General features: G+C 78.0%; 25 protein-coding genes. 13 read left to right on the top strand and 12 right to left on the bottom strand.

Annotated elements, in window-relative coordinates:
* Positions 1-16 precede the first annotated feature (16 nt).
* Both BMZ33_RS05225 and BMZ33_RS05220 read right to left on the bottom strand, forming a co-directional pair.
* A complete protein-coding gene (locus BMZ33_RS05225) occupies positions 17-556 on the bottom strand; it encodes an Rv3235 family protein (protein WP_091108505.1) in 540 nt (179 codons plus the stop codon).
* 87 nt (positions 557-643) lie between these two features.
* Positions 644-1,333, bottom strand: coding sequence for a LysM peptidoglycan-binding domain-containing protein (locus BMZ33_RS05220; RefSeq protein ID WP_091108504.1), 690 nt, complete (start codon positions 1,331-1,333; stop codon positions 644-646).
* 87 nt (positions 1,334-1,420) lie between these two features.
* Between BMZ33_RS05220 and BMZ33_RS05215 the strand changes: the two genes are divergently transcribed.
* Entirely contained in the window at positions 1,421-1,984 is a 564-nt protein-coding gene (locus tag BMZ33_RS05215) for a hypothetical protein (protein ID WP_091108503.1), read from the top strand.
* 2 nt (positions 1,985-1,986) lie between these two features.
* Here the strand turns inward: BMZ33_RS05215 and BMZ33_RS23950 are convergent, their stop codons facing one another.
* Entirely contained in the window at positions 1,987-2,301 is a 315-nt protein-coding gene (locus BMZ33_RS23950; RefSeq protein ID WP_169063920.1) for a helix-turn-helix domain-containing protein, read from the bottom strand.
* Between the two features lie 209 nt (positions 2,302-2,510).
* Here BMZ33_RS23950 and BMZ33_RS24400 point away from each other — a divergent pair, with 209 nt between their 5' ends.
* The 4 genes from BMZ33_RS24400 (at position 2,511) to BMZ33_RS05190 (ending at position 6,714) form a co-directional block, all read left to right on the top strand.
* Positions 2,511-3,392: an SAF domain-containing protein gene (locus tag BMZ33_RS24400; RefSeq protein ID WP_136697195.1), complete on the top strand. Its 882-nt coding sequence runs from the start codon at positions 2,511-2,513 to the stop codon at positions 3,390-3,392.
* Positions 3,392-4,681 carry a CpaE/TadZ family protein gene (locus BMZ33_RS05200; protein ID WP_091108502.1) on the top strand — a complete coding sequence of 430 codons (1,290 nt, stop codon included), beginning with the start codon at positions 3,392-3,394 and terminating at the stop codon, positions 4,679-4,681. Before BMZ33_RS24400 ends, BMZ33_RS05200 begins: the two co-directional genes overlap by 1 nt.
* A gap of 50 nt (positions 4,682-4,731) precedes the next feature.
* On the top strand, positions 4,732-6,114 hold the full coding sequence (locus BMZ33_RS05195; protein WP_091108501.1) for a WS/DGAT/MGAT family O-acyltransferase: 1,383 nt from the start codon (positions 4,732-4,734) through the stop codon (positions 6,112-6,114).
* Positions 6,115-6,201: 87 nt separating this feature from the next.
* Positions 6,202-6,714: a DUF6912 family protein gene (locus BMZ33_RS05190; protein WP_091108500.1), complete on the top strand. Its 513-nt coding sequence runs from the start codon at positions 6,202-6,204 to the stop codon at positions 6,712-6,714.
* An 8-nt stretch (positions 6,715-6,722) separates the two neighbouring features.
* Here the strand turns inward: BMZ33_RS05190 and BMZ33_RS05185 are convergent, their stop codons facing one another.
* Positions 6,723-10,940, bottom strand: coding sequence for an FtsK/SpoIIIE domain-containing protein (locus BMZ33_RS05185; RefSeq protein ID WP_091108499.1), 4,218 nt, complete (start codon positions 10,938-10,940; stop codon positions 6,723-6,725).
* 152 nt (positions 10,941-11,092) lie between these two features.
* Between BMZ33_RS05185 and BMZ33_RS05180 the strand changes: the two genes are divergently transcribed.
* Positions 11,093-11,386 carry a WXG100 family type VII secretion target gene (locus tag BMZ33_RS05180; RefSeq protein ID WP_091108498.1) on the top strand — a complete coding sequence of 98 codons (294 nt, stop codon included), beginning with the start codon at positions 11,093-11,095 and terminating at the stop codon, positions 11,384-11,386.
* Positions 11,387-11,398: 12 nt separating this feature from the next.
* Here BMZ33_RS05180 and BMZ33_RS05175 read toward each other — a convergent pair whose 3' ends face one another.
* Both BMZ33_RS05175 and BMZ33_RS05170 read right to left on the bottom strand, forming a co-directional pair.
* Complete coding sequence (locus BMZ33_RS05175; RefSeq protein WP_169063919.1) at positions 11,399-12,340, bottom strand: HTTM domain-containing protein; 942 nt, start codon at positions 12,338-12,340, stop codon at positions 11,399-11,401.
* Positions 12,337-12,825, bottom strand: coding sequence for a hypothetical protein (locus BMZ33_RS05170; RefSeq protein ID WP_091108497.1), 489 nt, complete (start codon positions 12,823-12,825; stop codon positions 12,337-12,339). Before BMZ33_RS05170 ends, BMZ33_RS05175 begins: the two co-directional genes overlap by 4 nt.
* 128 nt (positions 12,826-12,953) lie before the next feature.
* Between BMZ33_RS05170 and BMZ33_RS05165 the strand changes: the two genes are divergently transcribed.
* The gene (locus BMZ33_RS05165) at positions 12,954-13,463 is read left to right on the top strand and encodes a MaoC family dehydratase (RefSeq protein WP_091108496.1); all 510 of its coding nucleotides are present in this window, start codon (positions 12,954-12,956) and stop codon (positions 13,461-13,463) included.
* A gap of 33 nt (positions 13,464-13,496) precedes the next feature.
* On the opposite strand, the gene BMZ33_RS05160 is transcribed toward BMZ33_RS05165, so the two are convergent.
* Positions 13,497-13,937: an NUDIX hydrolase gene (locus BMZ33_RS05160; RefSeq protein ID WP_169063918.1), complete on the bottom strand. Its 441-nt coding sequence runs from the start codon at positions 13,935-13,937 to the stop codon at positions 13,497-13,499.
* An 81-nt stretch (positions 13,938-14,018) separates the two neighbouring features.
* On the opposite strand from BMZ33_RS05160, the gene BMZ33_RS05155 reads away from it, so the two are divergent.
* The 5 genes from BMZ33_RS05155 to BMZ33_RS05135 all read left to right on the top strand — a co-directional run bounded on the left by BMZ33_RS05155 (position 14,019) and on the right by BMZ33_RS05135 (position 17,370).
* Positions 14,019-14,642 (top strand): DUF6758 family protein, encoded by a 624-nt coding sequence (locus tag BMZ33_RS05155; RefSeq protein ID WP_091108494.1) that lies wholly within the window; start codon positions 14,019-14,021, stop codon positions 14,640-14,642.
* 130 nt (positions 14,643-14,772) lie between these two features.
* Positions 14,773-14,931, top strand: coding sequence for a hypothetical protein (locus BMZ33_RS23080; RefSeq protein ID WP_169063917.1), 159 nt, complete (start codon positions 14,773-14,775; stop codon positions 14,929-14,931).
* Positions 14,932-14,938: 7 nt separating this feature from the next.
* A complete protein-coding gene (locus tag BMZ33_RS05145; protein WP_091108492.1) occupies positions 14,939-15,589 on the top strand; it encodes a PH domain-containing protein in 651 nt (216 codons plus the stop codon).
* 25 nt (positions 15,590-15,614) lie between these two features.
* The gene (locus BMZ33_RS05140) at positions 15,615-16,490 is read left to right on the top strand and encodes a PHP domain-containing protein (RefSeq protein WP_091108491.1); all 876 of its coding nucleotides are present in this window, start codon (positions 15,615-15,617) and stop codon (positions 16,488-16,490) included.
* Between the two features lie 10 nt (positions 16,491-16,500).
* A complete protein-coding gene (locus BMZ33_RS05135) occupies positions 16,501-17,370 on the top strand; it encodes a RecB family exonuclease (protein ID WP_169063916.1) in 870 nt (289 codons plus the stop codon).
* On the opposite strand, the gene BMZ33_RS05130 is transcribed toward BMZ33_RS05135, so the two are convergent.
* The 4 genes from BMZ33_RS05130 to BMZ33_RS05115 are packed head-to-tail and all read right to left on the bottom strand — an operon-like array spanning position 17,367 to position 22,364.
* Positions 17,367-18,218, bottom strand: coding sequence for an oxygenase MpaB family protein (locus BMZ33_RS05130; protein WP_091108490.1), 852 nt, complete (start codon positions 18,216-18,218; stop codon positions 17,367-17,369). The two genes, BMZ33_RS05135 and BMZ33_RS05130, sit on opposite strands and share 4 nt — an antisense overlap.
* A complete protein-coding gene (locus BMZ33_RS05125; protein WP_091108489.1) occupies positions 18,215-19,144 on the bottom strand; it encodes an alpha/beta fold hydrolase in 930 nt (309 codons plus the stop codon). The genes BMZ33_RS05130 and BMZ33_RS05125 overlap by 4 nt, the downstream gene beginning before the upstream one ends.
* Positions 19,145-19,193: 49 nt before the next feature.
* Complete coding sequence (locus BMZ33_RS05120) at positions 19,194-20,339, bottom strand: outer membrane protein assembly factor BamB family protein (protein ID WP_091108488.1); 1,146 nt, start codon at positions 20,337-20,339, stop codon at positions 19,194-19,196.
* A 9-nt stretch (positions 20,340-20,348) separates the two neighbouring features.
* The gene (locus BMZ33_RS05115) at positions 20,349-22,364 is read right to left on the bottom strand and encodes a DEAD/DEAH box helicase (protein WP_169063915.1); all 2,016 of its coding nucleotides are present in this window, start codon (positions 22,362-22,364) and stop codon (positions 20,349-20,351) included.
* A 91-nt stretch (positions 22,365-22,455) separates the two neighbouring features.
* On the opposite strand from BMZ33_RS05115, the gene BMZ33_RS05110 reads away from it, so the two are divergent.
* Positions 22,456-23,106: a ferritin-like fold-containing protein gene (locus BMZ33_RS05110; RefSeq protein ID WP_169063914.1), complete on the top strand. Its 651-nt coding sequence runs from the start codon at positions 22,456-22,458 to the stop codon at positions 23,104-23,106.
* Between the two features lie 169 nt (positions 23,107-23,275).
* Here the strand turns inward: BMZ33_RS05110 and BMZ33_RS05105 are convergent, their stop codons facing one another.
* The gene (locus tag BMZ33_RS05105) at positions 23,276-23,512 is read right to left on the bottom strand and encodes a DUF3107 domain-containing protein (RefSeq protein WP_091108487.1); all 237 of its coding nucleotides are present in this window, start codon (positions 23,510-23,512) and stop codon (positions 23,276-23,278) included.

The following is a 23,512-nucleotide window of genomic DNA, read 5'->3' as shown; positions in this document are numbered from 1 at the left end:
CGCGCAACGCGGCCGGTCAGCCGATCGACAGGGCGGTGCACCGCCAGCGCCCGTCGACGCCCTCCAGCCGCGCGGCCACCGCGTGCGCCCGGCCGCCCCGGCGGGCCACGGCGCTGACCTCGGCCACGCCGTCGACCGGCTCGCACACGTGCACCGGACCCAGCAGCAGCGGCGCGGTGCCGCTCGTGCACCAGGCCGGCCGCCGTCCGCGGACCAGTGCCGCGTGCACGCCGGGCGTGGTCAGCCGCTGCACCTGGGACAGCGGCCGCCGGCCGGCGAGCGCCTCGAGCGCGGTGGTGAACAGCGTGCGCCCGGCGGCGCGCGGGTCGGGCAGGTCGGCGCGCACCGACCAGGCCGGGCCGAAGGGGTCGACCGGTACCCGGCGCACCCCTGGTGGGCCGGGGCGCGGGCCGGGCCGGTGCGGCGGCCGCGGCGGCGGGGTGGCGGGGTCGACCAGCGGCACGGCCGGGCCGTCGAGGGCGGGGTGCAGGGCCGGGACGACGGTGAGGTGCAGCCGGCGCAGCGGCTCCGGCGCGGGGACGACGGGTGCGGACACGGGGGCTCCGGGGGGTCGGACGGCGGGGACGGGCCGGGGGAGCGGCCGTCGTCGGGCGGTGGTGGAGGGGGCTCGGGATGTCGGGGCTCAGGACGGGGGGTGCAGCACCTGCCCGGGCAGCAGCAGGTCGGGGTCGTCGCCGATCACGGTCGCGTTGGCCGCCCACCACCGGCCGACGGCGGCGGCGACCTCGGCGTCCCCGGGCTCGGCGCCGGTGCGGGCCCGCAGGTCGGCCTCGGCGATCGACCAGAGGCACTCGCCGCGCAGGACCACGTGGTCGCCGGGCGCGGGGGCCGGCCAGTCGGGGACGGCGGCCGGTGCCGTCTTCGGGATCGCCGCCATCGGGCCGGCCGTCCAGTCGGGCGGGCCGGTCGGGCTCTCCACGCCGGCGGTCACGACCACCACGGGGGCCGGTGCCGCGGAGTGCCCGGGCAGTGCCACCACGGTGGTCAGCCCCACGCCGAGGGCCAGCGCGGTGGCGCGCCGTGCCGACGCGGGCAGCACCCCCCGCAGCAGCGCCCCGGCCACCGCGCCGGCCCACCCGGGCAGTGCGGACAGCGCGGTGAGCACCAGACCGAGGGCGCCCCACGCCCACACGACCCAGGCCAGCGCTGCGACCCCGCTGAGCAGCAGCGCCTCGGGACCGGCGACGTCGACGGTCCGCTGCAGGTCGCCGCCGGGCGGGAACAGCCGGCCCGGGTCGGGGGTGAGCAACCGCAGCACGACCGCGGCGACGGCCATGGCCGCCGTCGTGGCGGCGAGTCGACGGATCGACACGGGACCTCCTCGGGTGCGGACGACGACGTACTGAAGCAACCAAATGCACCCAAACGCAAGAGTGAGTGTGCATCTAGGCTCGGGTGCATGCGCTGGCAACAGCTGTTCGCCGACCTGCAGGCGGAGTTCGAGGCGGCCGAGGCGGCCGAGGAGTGGGCGCAGCTGCCCTCGCGGGCGCGCGCGGAGACCGGTGCGGTCCGGCTGGCCGACCGGCTCGGGGGCGCGGTCGGGCACCGGGTGTCACTGCGCTGCCGTGGCGCCGGGGAGGTGGCCGGGCGGCTGACCGAGCGGGGGCCGGACTGGCTGCTGCTCGAGGACGACGCCGGGCGCGAGGTGCTGGTGTCCCTGCCTGGCGTGCTGGCGGTCGCCGGGCTGGTGCGCGCGACGGCGGCGCCGGAGGCCGGGTCGAGGGTGACGGTGGACCTGCGGCGGGTGCTGCGCGGGCTGGCGCGCGACCGCAGCGCGGTGGCGGTGGTGCTCGACGACGGCGGCGTGCTGACCGGGACGCTCGACCGGGTGGGCGCCGACTTCGTGGAGCTGGCCGAGCACGCCGCCGACGACTTCCGCCGGGCCGGCGCGGTCCGCGGGGTGCGGGCGGTGGCGCTCGGTGCCGTGGTGGCGGTGCGGACGCTGCTTCCCGGCGCCGCCTGAGCTCAGCCGCGGCGGCGGCCGCGTGCGGGTGCCGGCTCGGGAGCCGCGGTGGAGGTCTCGACGGGCGCCTCGGGCTGCTCGTCCGCGGTCGACGCGGCCGTCAGCTCGTCGGCGGCGGGTACCGCGCCGGCCCGGGCCTCGGCGTACTTCTGCTGGATGAAGCGCTCGAGCTCGTCGACCTCGACCCGCCACTGGCCGCGGCCGCCGATCTGGATGGCGATCAGCTCGCGGCGCCGCACGAGCGCGTAGGCCTGCGACCAGGAGACGTTGAGGATCTCCGCGACGTCGTCGAGGGTCAGGAACCGCGGTGAGGGCATGGGGTCTCCGTCCGTTCGTGGCCAGTCTGTCAGGACCGCGCTCACCCGGGCGCATACCGTCCACACCCGAACGTGTGGACAGCCGGTGCACGCACTCGCGTCCTTGGCGCATCATCTGCGTCCGACCGCGCGGGAACGCCGGCCGTGAGGTGCGCCCGCCGGGACGGCGGGGGAACGGGGGAGCCCCCGCGACGAGGAGGAGACGCCGGGTGAGCGCTGCGACCCGCACGGCCCCGGCCGCGGCCGCCGACGAGCCCGGGAGCGGTCCGGTGCCCAGACGGGTGCGTCCGCCGCGCTGGCTGGACCTGCGCCTCGTGCTCGGCGTGCTGCTCGTGCTCGGCTCGGTGCTGCTCGGCGCCCGGGTGCTCACCGCCGCCGACGCCACCGTGCCCGTGTGGTCGGTGGCCGGCGACCTGGCGGCGGGCACCGTGCTCGAGGCGGGTGACCTGGTCCCGGTCGACGTCCGGCTCGGCGACGCGGCCGGCGCCTACCTCTCCACCGGCACCGACCCCGCCGGCCGCACCCTGGCTCGCGCCCTCCGGGCCGGTGAGCTGCTCCCGCGCACCGCGCTCGAGGAGCCGCGGGAACTCGTCCAGGTGGCCCTCCCGGTGCAGGCCGGCTACGTCCCGCCGGGACTGGGCCGCGGTCAGGTGGTCGACGTCTACGGCGTCACCGACCCCGCAGGCACGGCGACCGGGGAGGGCGTGGTCCTGGTGGTGGGCGCGGTGCCCGTGCAGGCGGTGAGCGGCCGCGCCGAGGGCGTGCTGTCGACGGCGACCACGACCGTCCAGGTGGTCGTCTCGGTCCCGGCGGCCGAGGTGCCCGGCGTGCTCGGTGCGATCGGTGGGCGACCGCTGGTCGTCGTCGTGCACGGTTCGGTGGACGCCGACGCCGACGCCGACGCCGACCCCGACGGCACGCCGTCCCCGGCCCGGCCGTCGGCGGCACCCGTGACGGGCACCGCGACCGCGCCGGCTCCCGCGCCCGCGGCGGAACCGACCCCGGTGCCGTCGGCACCGGCCGGGCCCGTGCCGGTCCCGGACCCGGGTGCCGCGCCGGCGCCCGCCACCCCGGCCGAGCCGACGGCCTGATGGCGCTGCAGATCGTCACCGCCGTCACCGGGGCGGCGTGGGAGTCCGCGCTCGTCGGTGCCCTGGACCGCGCCGACCACGGGGTGACCGTCGTCCGCCGCTGCGTCGACGCCCCCGACCTGCTCGCCACCGCGGCCACCGGCACGGCGCACGCCGCGTTGCTCTCGGCCGACCTCCGGCGGCTCGACGGCGAGGCGGTCGCCCGGCTCGCCGCGGCCGGCGTCGCCGTCGTCGGGCTGGCCGACCCCGGCGACGAGCGTGCGGCCGAGCGCCTCCGCGCGCTCGGCGTCGCCACGGTGCTGCCCGCCGACGCCTCCGCGGAGGAGGTCGTCCGCACGCTGCGCGAGGCCGTGGCCGGCCGGCTGCCCACCGGACGCGACGTCGCCGACCCGCGCGCGGCGCTGCCCGCCGGCGACACCGCCGAGCCGCCGGGCGGTGAGCGGCGCCCTCCGCGCGGGCGGGTGGTGGCCGTGTGGGGCCCGACGGGTGCGCCGGGCCGGACGACGGTCGCCGTCGGCCTGGCCGACGAGGCCGCCCGGCTGGGTGTGCCCACCCTGCTCGTCGACGCCGACGTGTACGGGGGCGTGGTCGCCCAGGTCCTGGGCCTGCTCGACGAGTCGCCGGGGCTCGCGGGCGCCGCGCGGCACGCGGCCGCGGGCACCCTCGACGAGGCGGCGCTCGACCGCCTGGCCTGGTCGGTGCGCCCGCACCTGCGGGTGCTCACCGGGCTGGCGCGCGCCGACCGGTGGCCGGAGCTGCGGCCGCGTGCGGTCGCCGCCGTGCTGGAGGAGGCCCGGCGGGTCGCCGACCTGACCGTGGTCGACTGCGCGTTCAACCTCGAGGAGGACGAGGAGCTCTCCTTCGACACCGCCGCGCCGCGCCGCAACGGGGCCACCGTCACGGTGCTCGAGGAGGCCGACGAGGTGTTGTGCGTCAGCGGCGCCGACCCGGTCGCGCTGCAGCGCACCATCCGTGCGCTCGGGCAGCTCCGCGACGTGCTGCCGGAGGTCGAGCCCGCGGTGGTGGTCAACCAGGTCCGGCGCGGGCCGGTGCCCGGCGACCCGCGCCGGGAGATCGCGGAGGCGCTCGAGCGCTTCGCCGGCCGGCCGGTCCGCGCCTTCCTGCCCGCCGACCGACGCGCCACCGATGCCGCCCTCGCCTCCGGCCGGACCCTCGCCGAGGTGGCGGCCGCCTCACCGCTGCGCGCGGGGCTGCGGTCGCTGGCCGCCGCGCTGGCGCGCGTGCCCGAGCCGGAGGCCGGCCGGCGGCGGGGCCGCCGCGCGGGGTGACCGCGATCGCGGCCGCCCCGTAGCGTGGGGACCCGATCCTGAGGGGGACGATGACCGAGCGGTTGAGCACCCTGGACGCGTCGTTCCTCTACCTGGAGGACGACGGCGCCCCGCTGCACGTCGCCGGCGTGCTGGTCCTCGAGCCCGTCGCGGGGGGCCTGGACGCCCTCGCCGACCTGGTGGAGGCCCGGCTGCCCCTGGTGCCCCGCTACCGGCAGCGGATCGTGCAGGTGCCCGGGCGCCTGGCCAACCCGGTGTGGGCCGACGACCCGGACTTCGACGTCGCCTACCACGTGCGGCGCTCGGCGGTGCCGCGCCCGGGCACCCAGCAGCAGCTGCTGGACCTGGTGTCGCGGGTGACCTCGCGTCCCCTCGACCGCAACCGCCCCCTGTGGGAGGTCTACCTGGTCGAGGGCCTGGCCGAGAAGCGGGTCGCGGTGGTCACCAAGACCCACCCGGCCCTGGTCGACGGCCTCGGCGCGGTGGACATCGCCCAGGTGCTGCTCGAGCCGGGGCCTGACGTCGCCGTCCCTCCCGCCGACGACTGGGTGCCGCGCCGCCTGCCCGGGCGCGTGGAGCTGGTGCTCGACGCCTTCGGTGAGTACGTGCAGCGGCCGACGTCGGCCGTGGAGGTGGCCTGGTCGGCGGTCGGTGACCTGCGCTCGACCGCCGCCCGGGTGCGCAGCGTCGCCGGCGGGCTGGTCCGCGCCACCCGGTCGGCGGTCGTGCCCCCGCGGCACGGCCCGCTCAACCGGACCGCCGGCCGGCAGCGTCGGGTGGCGGTCGCGCGTGCCTCCCTCGAGGACCTGCGCAGCATCCGCAAGGCCCACGGCGGGACGGTCACCGACGTGCTGCTCACCGTCCTCACCGGGGCGATGCGCGACTGGCTGCTCTCCCGCGGGGAGCCGGTGCTCGCCTCGACGGCGGTGCGGGCGCTGGTGCCCGTGTCGGTGCAGGGCGAGGACCAGGAGCTCCCGGGCAGCAGCGTGTCGGCCCACCTCGTCGACCTCCCGGTGGGTGAGCCCAACCCGTGGGTGCGGCTGGCGCGGCTGAGCTACGCCATGCGCGGGGTCACCCGGTCCGGCCGCTCGGTGCGCGCGGACACGCTCATCGCGCTCACCGGCTTCGCCCCGCCGACGCTGCACGCGGTGGGGGCCCGCGCGGCCCGCGGCCTGTCGCGGCGGCTGTTCAGCCTCGTCGTCACCAACGTGCCGGGCCCACAGCAGCCGCTGTACGCGGCCGGGGCGCGGATGCTCGAGGTCTTCCCGGTCGTACCGCTGCTGGGCGGCCAGGGCCTCGCCGTGGGGATGACCAGCTACGACGGGCACGTCTACGTGGGCCTCAACGCCGACCGCGACGGCGTCGGCGACGTCGACGTGCTGGCCGACATGGTCGAGCAGGAGGTCACCGCGCTCACCGAGTCGGTGCGCTGACGCGCCGCCGGCGGCGTCCCGGGCGCTCCCCGGCGGCGGGTGGCCGCGGGTTACCGTCGGCGTCCCACCGACGAAGGGAGCCGCCGGGTGCGGATCTACCTGCCGGCGACGACGAGCGTCCTGCGCACCCTCGTGGACGAGGGCCGGCTGACCGGGCCGCACACCGCCTTCGCCGTCACGCCCCGGCTGCGGGAGTTCTACGCCATCAGTGACGCCGGGGCCGATCTCGAGGAGCTCGAGTACGCCGCGCTCCTGGCCGCCGCCCGTGCCAGCCTCCGGTTGATCGACGTCGACCCCACCGCGGCGCGCCGCCGCGTCGTCCTCGCCGCGGACGTCCCCGACGCCGCGGTCAGCCCGTTCGACGACCCGCACACCGAGCCCGGCGCGGTCCGGGTCACCGCCGACGTCGCGCTCGCCGACGTGGCCAGCGCGCACGTCGACGGTGCCGAGGCCGAGGAGGACGTCCGCGCGGCCGTCGCCGTGGTGCTGGAGGCCGACCTCGGCAGCGACGACGCCCAGTTCGTGGTGGACCAGGCCGAGGGCCACGACCTCGCCTGGTACGCGACGCAGGAGATCGGCGCGGCGCTCGAGCTGCTCTGAACCGCGCCTCACGCCGCCGCCCGCTCCCCGGCCGGTCCGTCCCCGACGCCGGCGGCCGGTGCCGGGTCCCGGTGGCGGGCCACCTGCACCCGCTGCGCCGTTCCCGCGGTGACCAGCCAGCCCGAGCCCGGCCGGACCGGGACCGGCGTCCGCGGGAGCCGGGTGCCCAGCAGGTCGGCGTCCCCGGGACCCGGGCACAGCAGCAGGCCGCTGCGCGACCGGCGCAGGTCGGCGACCGGCCCGCGGAAGACGGCCGAGAGCTCACCGGCCGTCCCGGCGGCGAGCACCACGACGTCGGCGTCGGCCAGACCGGCAGCGGTCATCGACGCGACCACGGGGTGGTCGGCGAGCGCGCCGGCGTCGTCGAGCAGCACCGCGCCCGGACCGTCCAGCGCCGCCAGCCACGCGCGCCAGCCCGCCGGGTCGTCGGCGGCCAGAGCGGTGGCGTCGGCGGGTCCGCGGCCGGCCGCCCGCCGGCCGGCGACCAGCCGGGCGACCGCGGTGCCCGACCGCAGCAGCGTCGCGGCGAGGGCGTCCAGGGTGGTCGTCCGGCCGCTGCGCGGCGGCCCCACGACCAGCAGCCCGCCTCCGCGGCGCAGGTCGACCGTGAGCGGGGTGCCCTCGTCGCCGCCGGGGCCCAGGGGCAGCGCGTCGGGTCCGCCCTCCGCCTCGGCTGCCGACAGCCGGGGATCCGGCGGCAACGGGAGGATGCGCACCGGCGCCGGCCCGAGGGAGGCGCCTGAGGCCGGGCGCAGCGGCCGGGGGAGCGCCAGCTGGCACTCGAGCGCCTGCTCCCCGAGCAGGGCGCGGCCGGGCGGCCGCTCGGCGGGCACCGCCCGCACCGGGATCCCGGCGACGGCGTAGTCGGCACGGTCGGGCAGCGGCAGGACCAGCCGGGTCCCTGCCGCCGCGGCCAGCCGGCCACCGGGCACCGCGCGGTCCCCGGTCAGCACGCAGGTCAGGCCGGCGGCCGCGCCGTCGCGGACCAGGCGCAGCAGGTCCGCCGACCCCGAGCCCGGCACCGCCTCGTCCAGCTGTGCCAGCAGCGACTCGACGCCGTCGACGAGCAGGAGCACCGCCGGGCCGGGGGCCATCCCGCCGGCCCGGCGGGCGGCCGTGTGCTCGGTGAGCCGGGCGAGCAGGCGGACGGTGCGCAGCGCGTCGGCCGCACCCACCACCGTCCCGGTGTGCGGCAACCGCGCCGCCTCGGCGGCCAGCGCGCCGCCACCGTGGTCGAGGACGTGGACGTGCAGCCGGCTCGGCGGCAGGCGGCCGACCGCCTCGGCGAGGACGGTCCGGAGCAGCGTCGTCCGGCCGCTGCGGGGCCCCCCGACGGCCAGCCAGCCTCCGCCGCGGGTCAGGTCGAGCACCAGGGGGGCGCGGCGCTGCCGGTCCGGGTGGTCGACGAGGCCGACCAGGAGCTCCGTCGGCGGGCGACCGGCGCCGCCGAGCTCCTCGGCGCCGATCCGCCCGGGCAGCGGCGGTTGCCACGGCCGGTGCGGTGCGGGGATCCCCGCCGCCTCCGCGTGGGCGGTGACGGCCGCGGTGACGCGGGCGAGGTCGGACGGGCCGGTCACGGTCTCCCCGCGATCGGCTACCGGCTCCACCACCGGCTCCACCACCGGCTCCACCACCGGCCACGCCCACCGCCGGACCACGGGTCCGGTGGTGACCTCCGCCGGGGCGGCGAGGGCCACGCGGGCGGACTGGAAGGGCACCGGGCGCTCGCTGCCGACCCGGAGGAACCCGCGACCCGGGCGGTCCACCGGGACCGCCGCCGCCTCGGGACCGCCGAGCACGTCCCGGGAGTCGGCCTCGCCCGTGGTGCGCAGGCACAGGCGCAGCGAGCAGTTGGCGCGGATCTCCGGTGAGACGACGCCACCGGGCCGCTGGGTCGCCAGCACCAGGTGCACCCCCAGCGAACGCCCCCGCTGGGCGATCCCCACGAGGCCCGACACGAACTCCGGCAGCGTCTCGACCAGCCCGGCGAACTCGTCGACCACGATCACCAGCCGGGCCAGCTCCACGTCCGCGGGGAGCGCCGCGACGTCGGCCACACCAGCGGCGGCGAGGACGGCCTCGCGGCGGGCGAGCTCGGCGGTGAGCGAGCGCAGCGCCCGGACCGTCGCGGCGCCGTCGAGGTCGGTCACCAGGCCGACGGTGTGCGGCAGCGCCACGGCCTCGGCGAAGGCGGCCCCGCCCTTGTAGTCGACGAGCAGGAAGGAGCACCGGTCGGGCGGGTGGGCCAGCGCCAGGGCCGCGACCAGCGTCCGCAGCAGCTCGGACTTCCCCGAGCCGGTCGTCCCGGCGACGAGGGCGTGCGGTCCGTCACGGCAGAGGTCGACCTCGACCACGCCGTCCGCGCCGACCCCCAGCCGGGCTCGCAGCGACCCCCGGTCCCGGGACCACTCCGGTGCGACGGGCGCGCCGGGGCCGCCCCCGACCAGGTCGAGCAGCCGGACCACCGCGGGCAGGCCCGCCGCCGGGCGGACCGGGGCCAGGGGAGCCAGGTCCCGGGCGAGCCGTGCGGCGACCGCGCGGGGCAGTCGGTCCACGGCCAGCTCGGTGCGGTCCGCGCCGCCACCGTCGAGCAGCCCGGTGTCCCCGGTCTCGCCGGCGACCTGCAGGACGGCGTCGGCACCCGGGAGCTCGTCGGCCCGGCCGGCGGGGCCGAGCACGACGACGCCGGCCCCCCGGCAGTCGCGCAGCGCCGTCCGCAGCGCCGGGTCGACCGGCCGGTCGACGAGCAGGACCAGCCACCGGGCGGGTCGGGGACGCGCCGGTTCGCTCGGGCCGCCGGTGCGCGGCCGCTGCCCGCCCGTGGTCAGGCCGCGGAGCCAGGACAGCAGCGCGGCGTCGGCCGCGGCGGCCGCCCCGCTGGCGTCCGGGCGGACGTGCACGCCGCCGGGGGACAGGTGCGGCAACCAGCGGGTCCACGCCCAGTCGGCCAGCCGGCAGGCCGTCGTCAGCACGGCGACGTCGACGTCCCCGGGTGGGGACAGCGTCACCAGCTGGGCCAGGACCCCGGCCACGACGTCGAGCGCGGGGCCGCGCGGGCCGGTCACGGCCAGCCCGCCGGTCCGGCGCAGGTCGACGGTCACCGGCAGGTCGGCTGCCGTCTCGGGCTCCCGCCGGCCCTCCTCGACCCGCCGGACCCGGGTGGCGCCGGCACCGGTGCCCAGCCGGACGACCAGCGTCTCGGCGTCGGCGGCGCCGCGGTTCCACAGCAGGCCGGTCCGCCGCCGCGCCGCCGTCGCGAGGGCGGCGAGGTCGGGCCAGGTGGCGCGGGCCGACCGCACGTCGGCGCGCACGGCCTCGGCCAGGCGAACGCGCGCCACCCGCGTCTCCTCCGCGTGGACCGCGGCCGCGCGCCGCCCGCCGCGGGACCCGCTCCACCGGTCGGAGAGCCAGGTGGCCACCGCGACCACCGGACCGAGCAGCGCGAAGAACAGGAACGTCGGCGCCGACAGCAGCCAGGCCATCGTCCCGCCCGCGGCCGCGGGGAGGACGACGGCCACCCAGGCCAGCCGCCGGCGGGAGGCGGCCACGGGGGCGTCGGGCAGCCGGACCTCGACCTCCGGCCGCACCGGGACGGGGTGCGGCGCGGGCTGCACGAGCACCCGGCCTGCCGGCGCGGGGCGGAGTCCGGCCGGGCCGTCGCGGGGGCCGGAGACCGCCAGGGAGCTGCCGCCCAGCCGGAGCACCGTCCCCGAGGGCCAGTCCCGGGGGCCGGAGCCGAGGTCGGCGCCGTCGAGCCGGCTCCCGTTGGTGGACCCGAGGTCGGTCACGGCGATGCCCCCGGCACCCACGTCGAGCAGCACGTGCCGGCGGGAGACACCGGCGTCCGGCAGGGGCAGCGTGGCGGCGGTCCCGCGGCCGAGGACGTGCCGTCCGGCGACCAGCGGCACGGTGGTGCCGGCCGCCGGGCCACCGACGACGTGCAGCTCCAGCGGGCTCTGCGGGGGCGTGCGCGCGCGCGCGGCCGGCCGGCCGAGGCCGAGGACGGCACCGTGGGCGAGGGCGGCGTCGCCCAGCGGGAGGTCGCCGGCCAGCCGGCCGGTGCCGGACCACAGGCCCGCCGCCGGAGCGCCGAGGGCGGCGGCGAGCGCGGGCAGGACGCTGTCGAGCCGGGCGTCGTCCGCGGCCCGGACCACGACGTCGACGGGCCCAGCGGGCCCCACGACGGTCCAGCAGCGGGGTTCGGCGGCGAGGGGGACGTCGGGCACGCACCGACCCTGCGGGGGTCCCGGCCGTCGCAGGTGCCGGGCCGGTGAGCTGTGGACGGGGGGCCGCCTGTGGACGGGCCGGCCGGCCGCCCGGCCGGACCGGCCTACCGTCCGCTGCCACCGGGAGGGACCCGGACCGGACGGGAGGGACCATGAAGGTCGACATCGCCACGCTGCAGTCGATGGCCGGGCAGTGCCAGGCCGAGGCGGCCGAGACCGCGTCGCGCCACGCGACCCTGTCGAGCAGCGTCAACACCTCGGTGCTCGACGGCTGGACCGACAGCCAGGCCGCCGTGCAGTTCAGCGCGCTCTACGAGCAGTGGCGGCTCTCCGCCCAGGGGGTCAGCGACGCGCTGACCGGCATGGGCGGCCTGCTCGACCAGGTGGCCGGCTCCTACCAGCAACACGAGGCGGACATGGCGGCCCGCATCGGTGCGCTGCTCTGAGCGGGCGGCCGGTCAGACGGGTGGGGCCGCGGCCGGGACCACGCCGGTCCGCCCGGCCGACCGCCCCCGCCGGGAGCGCACCGCGGCGAGGGCCTCCGGCGCGCGCTCCCACGGCAGGATCGACAGGATCGCCACGCAGTGCGGCAGGAAGATGATCCGCAGCCCGCCGAACACCATGAGGTGGAAGCCGAGCAGGAAGACCACCAGCGCCATCCGGGCCCGGTCGGAGCGGACCAGCAGCATCAGCGGCGCGGCGAACTCGACGACGAGCATTCCCCACTGCGCGGCCGTGAGCAGGCCGGGCACGTCGAGCGTCCAGTCCGAGAGCGCCGTGCCCCGGCGGATGACCGCGCGGGTGATCGTCGAGCCCGTCGCCCAGTCCCAGCCGCCGAAGCGCACCTTCGCCCAGGCGGCGAGGAAGTAGGTGAGCATCACGGTGACGAACACCGCGGCCATCGCCCAGCCGGCGGCCTCCGACGAGCGGCGGTCGCGCCAGCGGGCCACGCCGATGGTCGGCAGCACGGCGAGGGCGACGAGGTAGGCGATGCGGTCGTGGTCGACCTTGCCGTAGCTCATCGCGATGACCATCCACTCGAAGTAGAGGAGGAACACCGCGGTACCGAGCAGGCGGGGGGCGCGACCGGTGGCCGCTGCCAGCGCGCAGGCCACCAGGGCCCACTGGACGACGAACACGACCGTCGGGGTCGGCGTGGGCAGCGGCAGCAGCTGGCCGACGACCAGCGGCTGGTAGTAGGCGGTCGGCACGTCGGCGTGGGCGCTCACCCACGCGGTGGTGAGGAAGACGTCGACCGGGACGAACAGGTAGGCGATGGTACGGAACACCGCGATCCGCGCGAGCGGCACGGGCCGCGTCCAGAAGCCGCGCAGGGCGGCCAGGGGGCGGCGGCCGGCCGGCCGGGTGGCGGCCTCGGCGGTGGGCAGGGTGGCGCTCACGGGCCGACCTCCAGTTCCTGCTCGACGAGCACCTCGTCGGCCCACGCGCCGGTGCGCTGGCCGTCGACGAGCTCGAAGCGGCGCAGCACCACCTGCACCTCGACCAGCTGCGGCCCGCCGGGGTGGTGCTCGGCGTAGGTGTCGGCCAGCAGGACCAGCAGCGAGGGGTCCTCGACCAGGCGCGGCAGCTGGCCCTCGAACTCGGCGCGCCGCAGCCCCACCTCGCCGCCGGACAGGCGCACCTCCCGGCCGTCGCCGGTCAGTCCGACGACGCGGGTGGACACGACCGGGGCGTCGTTGGCCGCGCGGGTCGAGTACATCTTGAACGGGCCGAACGGGAAGTGGGCGTCCGTGCCCCAGACCGTGCCGGCCAGCAGGAGCGCCAGGACGACCGCGGTCGCGACCAGGCGGGCGCGTCGCCCGGCAGGGGAGAGCCGCACCACCTCCGCCTCCGCGGGGTCGACGGCGCGGGAGAGCTGGACCACCGGGGCATCGTAGGATCGGCGGCCGTCCAGACGGGTCACCGGCGCGCGCCGTGGCACACGGGCCGCCCGTGCCGGGACGCCCCGCGCGCAGACCCCGCCCACCCCACGACGACGTCGGGAGCGCGCAGATGCAGTTCGGCCGGTACTACGAGGAGTTCGAGGTCGGGGCGGTGTACAAGCACTGGCCCGGGAAGACCGTCACCGAGTACGACGACCACCTGTTCTGCCTGATCACGATGAACCACCACCCGCTGCACCTGGACGCCCACTACGCGGCGGAGACCACCGACTTCGGGAAGAACGTCGTCGTCGGCAACTACGTCTACTCGCTGCTGCTGGGGATGAGCGTCCCGGACGTCTCGGGCAAGGCCATCGCCAACCTGGAGGTGGAGTCGCTGCGGCACGTCGCGCCGACCTTCCACGGCGACACGGTCTACGGGGAGACCACCGTCCTGGACAAGACCGAGTCGAGGTCGAAGGACGACCGCGGCGTCGTGCACGTCGAGACCATCGGCTACAAGCAGGACGGCACCGTCGTCTGCACGTTCCGGCGCAAGGTCATGGTGCCCAAGCGCTCCTACGGCGAGGCCCGCGGCGGGGAGCAGCCCGGCCGACCGGAGCCACGGCCCCGCGGCTGACGCCCGCGGGCCGAGGGCCGGAGCGCGCCGCCGTCAGACCGGTAGCGCGCCCCAGCCGCGCAGCGTCTCCAGCAGCCGCGGCGTGCAGGTCAGCCGCTCGAGGTCGGCGGCGTCGGCGAACAGCACGGCGTCGGCGTCGTCACCGGGGACCGGCCGGGCGGGGCCGGTCAGCGTGCACGCGAAGTCGACGACGTCGTAGACGACGCCGTCGCCGGGGATCCGCACCCGCCCGACCTCCGCCCCGACGCGGACGTCGAGCCCGGTCTCCTCCCGGACCTCCCGCGCGGCGGCACCGGCCGGCGTCTCCCCGGGCTCGACCCGGCCACCGGGCACCGACCACAGCCCGCGGCCCGGCTCGTTGCGGCGGCGCACCAGCAACAGCCGCCCGGCGTCGTCGAGGACCACGGCCCCCACACAGGGCTGCACCGGCGGTGCGGGGACGCCGGGATCCCCGCCGGCGGAGGGCGCGGGCACGCGCGCGAGCCTACGGCGGCACGCCGCGGCGCGTCGGACTCCGCTTGACGAACCGATCGAGTGACAGGACGGTGTCATGCGATGAGCGCCTCCCCGGTCTGCCCCCGCTGCGGCGAGCCGCTCGTCGTGCGCCCGGGGGACTCCGCGCTGGCCTGGTGCCACCTGCACGGCGTCGTGACGCCGCTGCACCACACCACGCTCATCGGCCATGACGCGATCGCCGCGGTGACCGCCGACGCCCGGGTGCCCGCCTGGGTGCCCGACCCGATGCCGTCGGGCTGGTCGGTCACCGGCCTGGCCTGGGGCGGCGAGCCGGGCGCGCGGGCGATCGTCGTCGGCTGCGCCGGGCCCGCGCCGCTGGGCGGGTCCGCCGAGCTGGTCCTGGTCGCCGAGGAGCCGGGCACCGGCGTCGGCTGCGGCTACGCCGGCCTGCCCGGGCTGGACCCGGGTGACGTGATCACCGGCCCGTCCTCGGCGGCGGTCGAGGCGGCCGGGCAGCGCGCGCCGCTGTGGGCGGTCCCCACCTCCGACGACCGCGCCGCCTTCGTGGGGGAGGCCTACGGCGTCTGGCTGTGGCTGGTCATGTGGCCGATGTCGGCCGGCTGGCTGCTCGCCGAGGAGCTGACGCTGCTCGACCTGCGCGACCGGCTCTACCCCGACCTGCCGCTGGGCCCGCCCAGCGAGCACTTCCTGCCCGGCGAGTGAGCCCGGCCGGGGCCCGCCCGGCGTGTCCACCCGGTGGCCCGCGGGGCCTGTGTTACGCATGGGGCAGGCCTCCGGGCCGACCCGCGCGGGCACCGTGCCCGCCGGTCCGAGCGGATCCCCGGAGGTGGCGGTGAGCCTGAAGAAGGTCCTCGTCTGGCTGGCCGTCGCCTTCGTCGTCTTCTACGTGATCCAGCAGCCGGAGGCCTCGGCGACGATGGTGCGCAACGCGGGGGAGGCGCTGGGCGGCGCCGCCTCGTCGCTGGCAGCCTTCGTCGGCTCGCTCGTCTAGGCGGGGCGTGACCGGCCCGGCGCGCGGGACCGACGGCCGCCCGCCGCGGTGGGCCAAGGACGCCGCCAAGTACCTCCTGCCCGGTGAGGAGGCCGTCGTCGCCACCCGCCGGCACTGGGCCGTGCTGCTCGCGCCGGCCGCCAGGGCGCTGCCGGTGCTGCTCCTCGGCCTGTGGGTGCTCGGTCTCGACCCCGACCACCGGGTCGGTGCGACCGTCGGGCTGGTCCTCGTGCTGGGCGCACTGGGGTCGTTCGCGCTGCGCGCCGGCGAGTGGTGGATGCGGCACTTCATCGTCACCCGCCGCCGGGTGCTGCTGACCTCCGGCATCGTCGCCCGCACCGTCACCCTCCTGCCGCTGCGCCGGATCACCGACCTGACCTGGAAGGAGACGCTGCTGGGCCAGGTGCTCGGCTACGGCACCTTCCGCTTCGAGTCCGCCGGCCAGCAGCAGGCGCTCTCCCAGATCACCTTCCTGCCGCGCGCCGACCTGCTCTACCACCAGGTCAGCGGGCTGCTGTTCGGCAGCGACTGGGGTGGCGCCGCCGGTGGCGACGACGAGGGCAACCCCGAGCCCGCCGAGGGGCGCGGCGGCCGGCGCGACACCCAGCCGATCCCCGGCGTCGGCACCGCGGGCGAGGACGGGCCCGGGCACGCCTGAGCGCCCTGGGGGAGGCTGGACGCCGATGCGCATCGACCTGCACACCCACTCGGCCGTCTCCGACGGGACCGAGTCCCCGGCCGCGCTGGTGGCCACCGCGGCCGCGGCCGGTCTCGACGTGGTCGCGCTGACCGACCACGACACCACCGACGGGTGGGCGGCGGCGCGGGCGGCCCGGCCGGCCGGGCTGACCGTCCTCCCGGGCCTGGAGCTGTCCTGCCGCTGGTTCCCGGCCGACGAGCCGCCGGTCAGCGTGCACCTGCTCGCCTACCTGTTCGACCCCGCGCACCCGGCGCTGTCCGCCGAGCTCGCCCGGCTGCGCGCCGAGCGGCTCGGCCGGGGCGAGCGCATCGTCACCGCGCTGGCCGCGGCCGGTTACCCGGTGGTGTGGGAGCGCATCGTCGAGGCCTCCGCCGGCGGGGTGGTCGGCCGGCCGCACGTGGCCCGGGCACTGGTCGAGGCCGGCGTCGTCGGGTCGGTCGACCAGGCGTTCGCCGGCCTGCTGTCGCACCGCAGCCCCCACTACGTGGCCAAGGCCGACACCGACGTCCTGGAGGGCATCCGCCTGGTCCGGGACGCCGGCGGGGTCCCCGTGTTCGCCCACGGCCTGGCGACCAAGCGCGGCCGGGTGGTCGACGACGCGGCGATCGAGGCCATGGCCGGGGCCGGGCTGCTCGGCCTGGAGGTCGACCACCCCGACCACAGCCCCGCCGAGCGCGAGCACCTGCGCGGCCTGGCCGGCGAGCTCGGGCTGCTGACGACCGGCTCCAGCGACCACCACGGCGCCAACAAGACGACGCCGATCGGCGCCTGCCTCACCGACCCCGGGCAGTACGAGGCGATCCTCGCCGCGGGGACGGGCACCGCGCCGTTCACCGGACCCGTGGGTGTCCCGGGTTAGCGTGGCCGGTGTGGGAGGCGCGCAGCTGGAGATGCCGGGCATGCCCCAGCGGCTGTTCCCCGCGACGCCGAGCAAGCTCGCCACCTTCGCCGACTGCCCGCGCCGCTACCGCTTCGCCTACGTCGACCGCCCGAGCCCGCCCAAGGGGCCGCCGTGGGCGCACAACTCCGTCGGGTCGGCGGTGCACGCGGCGCTGCGCTCCTGGTGGGAGCTGCCACGCGACCGGCGCACCGCCGGCGCGGCCAGGCAGCTGCTCTACGGCGCCTGGTCGCCCACCGGCTTCCGCGACGCCGACCAGTCCGAGCGGTGGCGGACGCGCGCGGCCGGCTGGCTGACCGACTACGTCGCCGACCTCGACCCCGGCGACGAGCCGGTCGGTACCGAGCGGCAGGTCGCGGCCACCACGGCGCGGCTGGCGCTGTCGGGCCGGGTCGACCGCATCGACCAGCGCGGCGACGAGCTGGTCGTCGTGGACTACAAGACCGGCCGGGTGCCGAGCACCGACGACGAGGCGCGCGGGTCACCGGCGCTGGCGGTGTACGTCCTCGGCGTCCAGCGCACCCTGCGCCGGCCCTGCCGCCGGGTGGAGCTGCACCACCTGCCCAGCGGGACGGTGGCCTCCTTCGAGCACACCGAGCGCTCGCTGGCCAACCACGTGCGCCGGGCCGAGGACGTCGCCACCGACATCGCCGCCGCCACGCAGGCCCTGGAGGACGGCGCCTCCCGGGACGAGGCGTTCCCCGCGGTCACCGGCAGGCAGTGCGGCTGGTGCGACTTCCGACCCAGCTGCCCCGCCGGGCAGGCGGCCACCCCGGCGCGCGAGACCTGGAGCTTCCTCGCCGAGGACGACGCGGCCGGGAGCCCGGCAGCCGGCGGTTAGGCCGCCGTCCGCTCCAGGCCGGCGCGCACGATCGGCGAGAGCCGGGCGCGGTCGGGCAGGGCCAGCAGGCCGGTCCGGAAGGCCCGCAGCGCCGCGGTGGCCGCGGCGTCGGTGACCGCGAGCCCCGGCAGCGACGCCAGCCGCCGCGCCCACGGGGGCAGCGTCGCCACCGCCAGCGAGGCCAGCGACCCCCACGCCGGCCGGGCCGGCGTGAGCACCTGCACCCACCGCGGCATCGGCGGGACGACGACGAAGCGCCAGGCGTCGCGCGCGGCCGGCGTCACGGCCAGCTGGGGGCGCACCCGCGCGAAGTAGTCGGCCAGTGCGGCGACGGAGTCGGGCACGTCGGCGGCGTCGACGCCGATCAGCTCCGCGGCGGTCACCTGCTCGGCGACGTAGCGGTCGGCCTCCTCGTCGTCGACCACGCCGGCGCGGCGGGCGACGTCGAGCAGCGAGTCGACCTGCGCGCAGTGCACCCACAGCAGCAGGTCGGGGTCGTCGACCCGGTAGGAGCGGCCGGTGGTCTCCTCGGTGCCGCCCAGCCGGCGGTGCACCCCGCGGACCCGGCGCACGACGCGCAGCGCCTCCCGGCGGGTGCCGAAGGTCAGCGTGTCGACGAAGGCGGCCGTGTTCGTCAGCCGCTGCCAGGGCTCCTCGCGGAAGACCGAGTTGCGGGCGACGCCGTCCATCGCCACCGGGTGCAGCGCCTGCAGCAGCAGCGCACGCAGCCCGCCGATGCTGTAGACGGGGTCGGCGTGCACCCGCCAGGTCACGCTGCCCGGGCCGAAGAAGCCCAGCCGGTCCTCCTCCTCGGTCCAGTCGAGGGCCGAGAACCCCGAGCCGCTCACCGGGCGGCCGCCGGGAGGGCGGACCAGAACGACTCGAGCACCTTGAGCGTGTGCGGCGCGTTCTCGACGGCGGGGGAGTGGACCGCCCCCGGGACCACCTCGTGGCGCGCACCCAGCCGGGCGGCCATGTCGGCCTGCACGGCGGGGGGCCACGCGTCGTCGCCCTCGCCGTGGGCGACCAGCACCGGGACGCCGGTGGCGGCCAGCTCGGCCACCCGGTCGGGTTCGGTGGTCATCGCGTCGGCCATCCCGCGCAGCCCCGCGGCGGTGTTGCGGAGGAACCGGCGGGTGTAGAAGGCGCGGGTCGGCGCCGGGACGGCCCGGGCCCGCGGGTCGGTCATGGCCAGCTGCTCGAGCGTGGCCGACACCAGCTCGACCCCGCCGGCGTCCAGCAGGGGGCCGAGGTGGTCGAGCAGCTCCACCCGCGGGCCGGTGAGCGCGGCCGGCCCGGAGCCCAGCAGGGTGAGCGACCGGAACGCGGCGGGGTCGGCGAGGACGGCGGCCCGGGCGACCAGGCCGCCGAAGCTGTGCCCGAGCAGGTGCGGCGGCCCGGTCTCCCCGGCCAGCAGGTGCGCGACGGCGAGGACGTCGGCGGCGAGCTCCGGCACCGAGTAGGCGGCCGGGTCGTCGGGACCGGGCGACTCGAACTGCCCGCGCTGGTCGACCGCCACGACGCGGAAGCCGTCGGCGGCCAGCGGGGCCAGCAGCGGGGCGAAGTCCTCCTTGCTGCCGGTGTAGCCGGCGACCATCAGCACGGTGCCGCTGGGACCGGGGCCGCCGGTGTCGAGCGCGGCCAGCGGCCCGGCCCGGCCCGGCAGCGTGCGCAGGGTCGCGTCGTGGTCGGCGAGCTGGCGCAGGTCGTCGGGGGCGACGGCGAGGACGGGCGCGGGACGGTCGGGGGTCTCGGGGCTCCCGGGCAGCACCATGGCTCCCAGTCAACCTCGCGGGAGCCGTCCGCGCCGCCGCGGCCGGGACCTAGGAGTACCCGGTCACCCTGTCGGGCAGGCGGTAGACGAGCGCCGGACCGACGACGGCGGTGCGCCCGCCGGGGACGAGCCCGCCGACCGCCGAGCGGCCCACCTCGGCGCCGGTGGCGAGGTCGCGCTGCACGAAGCCGCCCTCCTCGGGCACCCACACCGTCGCCGGGCCGGTCTCGTCGGGGACCGAGGGCAGGCCGAGGGCGGGCAGCTGCCACCGCGGGGCGCCGGTGCCGCGGTCGAGCGCCCACACGGTGCCGCGGGCCCAGACCAGCGCGAGGTCGCCGGCGCCGGCCTGGTGCAGCAGCTCCGTGCCGGGGTCGCCGGTGGCGGCGGGCAGGGGCAGCTCCGGCAGCGCCGCGCCGTCGTCGGCGCGGGACAGCAGCAGGCGGTCACCGGCGACGACGCCGACGAGCCGGTCGGCGCCGGTCAGCCGCACCGTGCCCTCCGCGGGGACGGCGACGTCGCGGGTCCACCGCGCCTGCCCGGAGAAGCCGTCGAACAGGCGCAGCTGGAGGGCGGCCGTGGCCGGGCAGCGCTGCAGCACCACCACGCCGGCACTGCCGACGTCGGAGCCGAGCAGCCGGCAGCCCTCGGGCGGGTTGTAGCGCCAGCGGACGTTGTCGCCCACCGGGTCGAGCACGATGACCCCGGTGGGGCCGGCCGCCAGCACGACCCGGTCGGTGCCGGCCAGGGTGGCGTCGCCGCGCAGGCTCAGGTTGCGGGTCCAGGCGCGCACCCCGGTGGCCGCGGTGAGCGCGAGCGCCTCGTCGCAGCGGTCGGCGGTGCGGAACACCGCGACGACGAGCCCGTTGACCGCGGTCGCGTCGCACAGCCGGGCGTCACCGCGCCGGTAGTGCCACGCCTCCTCGCCGGTGACCGGGTCGAGGGCGGCGAACCCGTGCTCGTCGGTCACCAGCACCCGGCCGCCCTCCACGACCCGCCGGGGGAGCGGGGCGCCGGCCTCCGCCGTCCACGCCTCGGTCAGGTCAGCGGCGGGGGCGGCGTCGGGGGCGGCCGGCGCGGGCGCGGTGGTGCTGTCGGTCGCGGCGACGCTCGACCCCCGCCACAGCAGGGTGGCGACGACGACCAGCGCGAGCGTGGCCGCCGTCCACACCCACACCCGCAGCGGCGGAGGGCGCACCGGGCGGCGTCAGGCGGCGGACTCGGAGCCGTCCGAGTCGCTGCCGGTGTCGCTGCCGGTGTCGCTGCCGGTGTCGCTGCCGGAGTCCCCGCCGGCCTCGGCGCCACCGCTGCGCCTGGCTCCACCGCGACGGCGGCGACGGCGGCGCGGCTTGCCCGGGGCGTCCTCGCCGGCGGCGGGGGCGTCGGCGGCCGGGGCCTCGGGAGCGTCCTCGGCTCCCATGGCGGCAGCGGCGCCCTCCGCGGCCGCGCCACCCCCACGGGTGCGGCGGCGGTTGCGCGAGCGGGCGGGGCGCTCGCCGTCCTCGCGGGCCTCCTCGCGGGCCTCCTCGCGGGCGGGGCCGCGGCCGGCGCCCCGGGACTTCTTGCCGGTCTCGCCGAGGTCCTCGATCGTCTCGGCGTCCAGGCCCTCGCGGGTGCGCTGGGCGCGGGGCAGCCGGCCCGTGGCGCCCTCGGGGACGTCGAGGTCGGCGTAGACCCACGGCGAGGTCGAGTAGGTCTCCGGCGGGTCGGCGAAGTCGAGGTCGAGCGCCTTGTTGATCAGCTGCCAGCGGGGGATGTCGTCCCAGTCGACCAGCGTCACGGCGACACCGGTGCTGCCGGCCCGGCCGGTGCGGCCGATCCGGTGCACGTAGGTCTTCTCGTCCTCGGGGCACTGGTAGTTGACGACGTGGCTGACGCCGGTGACGTCGATGCCGCGGGCGGCGACGTCGGTGGCGACCAGGACGTCGACCTTGCCGCTGCGGAAGGCCCGCAGGGCCTGCTCGCGGGCGCCCTGGCCGAGGTCGCCGTGCACGGCGGCCGCGGCGAACCCGCGGTCGACGAGCTCGTCGGCGACCTTCTGCGCGGTGCGCTTGGTGCGGCAGAACACCATGACCAGGCCGCGGTCGCGCGACTGCAGCACGCGGGCGAGCAGCTCGGGCTTGTCGAGGTTGTGCGCCCGGTAGACGAACTGCGTCGTCTGCGGGACGGTCGAGCCCTCGTCGTTGCCGTGCGCGCGGATGTGCGTCGGCTGGGTCATGAACGACCGCGACAGGGTGACGATCGGGCCGGGCATCGTGGCCGAGAACAGCATCGTCTGCCGCTGCGCCGGGACCATGCCGAGGATCCGCTCGATGTCGGGCAGGAACCCCAGGTCGAGCATCTCGTCGGCCTCGTCGAGGACGAGCACCTTCACCTTGCCCAGGATCAGGTGGCCCTGCTCGGCGAGGTCGAGCAGCCGCCCGGGCGTGCCGACGACGATCTCGACGCCGCCCTGCAGCGCCTGGACCTGCGGCTCGTAGGCGCGACCGCCGTAGATGGCCTGCACGCGGGTGCCGCGCTTCTTCCCGGCGGTGGACAGGTCGCGGGCGACCTGCACGCACAGCTCGCGGGTGGGCACGACGACCAGCGCCTGCGGGACGCCGTCCCCGCCCTCGGCCGGCGGCACGACGCGCTGCAGCATCGGGACGCCGAAGCCGAGGGTCTTGCCGGTGCCGGTGCGGGCCTGCCCGATGAGGTCGTGGCCGGCCAGCGCCAGGGGGAGGGTGAGCTCCTGGATGGCGAAGGTGCGGGTGATCCCGGCCTCGGCCAGCGCCGCGACGACGTCGGGGTGGACGTCGAAGTCGCCGAACAGCGGCGCGGTCTCCTCGACGGGGGCGCCGCCGAGCTGCTCGACGGTCTGCTCGAGCTGCTCGGGGGCCGGCGCGCCGGTCTCGGCGTGCTCGAGCTCGGGGGTGGTGGGGGTGTTCCCGGTGGAGGTCAGTGGTCTCGCCTCTGGTCTGCTGGGGGAGCGGCAGGCGGACGGCCTCGCCGTCCGGGCGCTCCGCGGTCGGGTGTCGCGGGAGTGCGTTCCAGCGCCGACGCGGCCAGCGGACCGGGGGACCCCCGGGGACGCACCCGGTGTGCCGGAGAGGGCTCCACGGTGCGTCGTGCGACGTTCGTCAGCGCACAGATACCAGCGTGCCTGGCGGCCCGCCTGTTCCCATGGTAGCGCGACCGGTGGCCGGACCCGGTCGCCGCGCGCCGGGACGCCGCACGGGCTCATCCTCCCGGGGCGGACGTGCGATCCTGCGCGGCAGGCGTGCGCAGCGCCGGTCCTGCGCCCCTGGCGCCACACCCCGCCCCGGAGGCACCTCGTGACCACGGTCGAGACCCGCGCCGTCGTCGACCTGCTCGGCGTGCTGGCCTACGCCGAGCTGACCGCGTTCGACCGGCTGGCCGAGGACGCCCGGCTGGCGCCCACCCTCGCCGGCCGGGCCGCGCTGGCCCGGATGGCCGCCGCCGAGATCGGCCACCACGACCGGCTGGTCCGCCGGCTGGTCGAGCTGGGCGCCGAGCCGTCGGCGGTCATGGCGCCCTTCACCCGCGCGCTGGACGGCTTCCACGAGGGCACCCACCCGCGCACGTGGCTGGAGGGCCTGGTCAAGGCCTACGTCGGCGACGGGCTGGCGGCCGACTTCTACCGCGAGATCGCCGGCTTCCTGCCCGAGCCGGACCGGTCGCTGATCCTCGAGGTGCTCGCCGACACCGGCCACGCCGACTTCGCCGTCCGGGAGGTGCGCGCGGCCATCGCCGCCCAGCCGACGCTGGCCGGACGCCTGGCGCTGTGGGGACGGCGCCTGGTGGGGGAGGCGATCTCGCAGTCGCAGGCCGTCATCGCCGAGCGCGACGAGCTGGCCCGGCTGATCCTCGCCGGCACCGGCGACCTCACCGGCATCGGCCGCCTGGTCGACCGCATCACCGCCGCGCACACCGAGCGGATGCGCACCCTCGGCCTCAACCCCTGAGGGACCCCGGTGCCCGCCCCACGCCTCGCACGTGCAGGCGGAGGGCGGGCACCGGGGCCGGTCGACGCGCTGAGCCCGATCCGCGCAGGGCGGCTCCCGGGAGGAACGCCCCGGAACGACGACGGGGCGCCCTCGCGGTCGCGAGGACGCCCCGTCGGGACGGCGTTGCTCAGGCTCCGGCGACGAAGCCCACGCGGCGCTGGTCGGCCTGGGCGATCTCCACGTAGGCGATGCGGTCGACCGGGATCATCACGCGGCGCCCGCGCTCGTCCTCCAGGGTCAACAGCCCGTCCTTCGTGGCGCCGGACACGGCCTTGGCCACGTCGGCAGCGATCTCGTCAGGGGTCTTCGGGCTGTCGACGACCAGCTCCCGGGGGGAGTGCTGGACACCGATCTTGACTTCCAC

Origin of the sequence: Geodermatophilus dictyosporus (genome assembly GCF_900115505.1) — a bacterium.
Classification (GTDB): domain Bacteria; phylum Actinomycetota; class Actinomycetes; order Mycobacteriales; family Geodermatophilaceae; genus Geodermatophilus; species Geodermatophilus dictyosporus.
The sequence above is the reverse complement of the archived record's forward strand: the minus strand, read 5'-3'. Positions and strand labels throughout refer to the sequence as shown.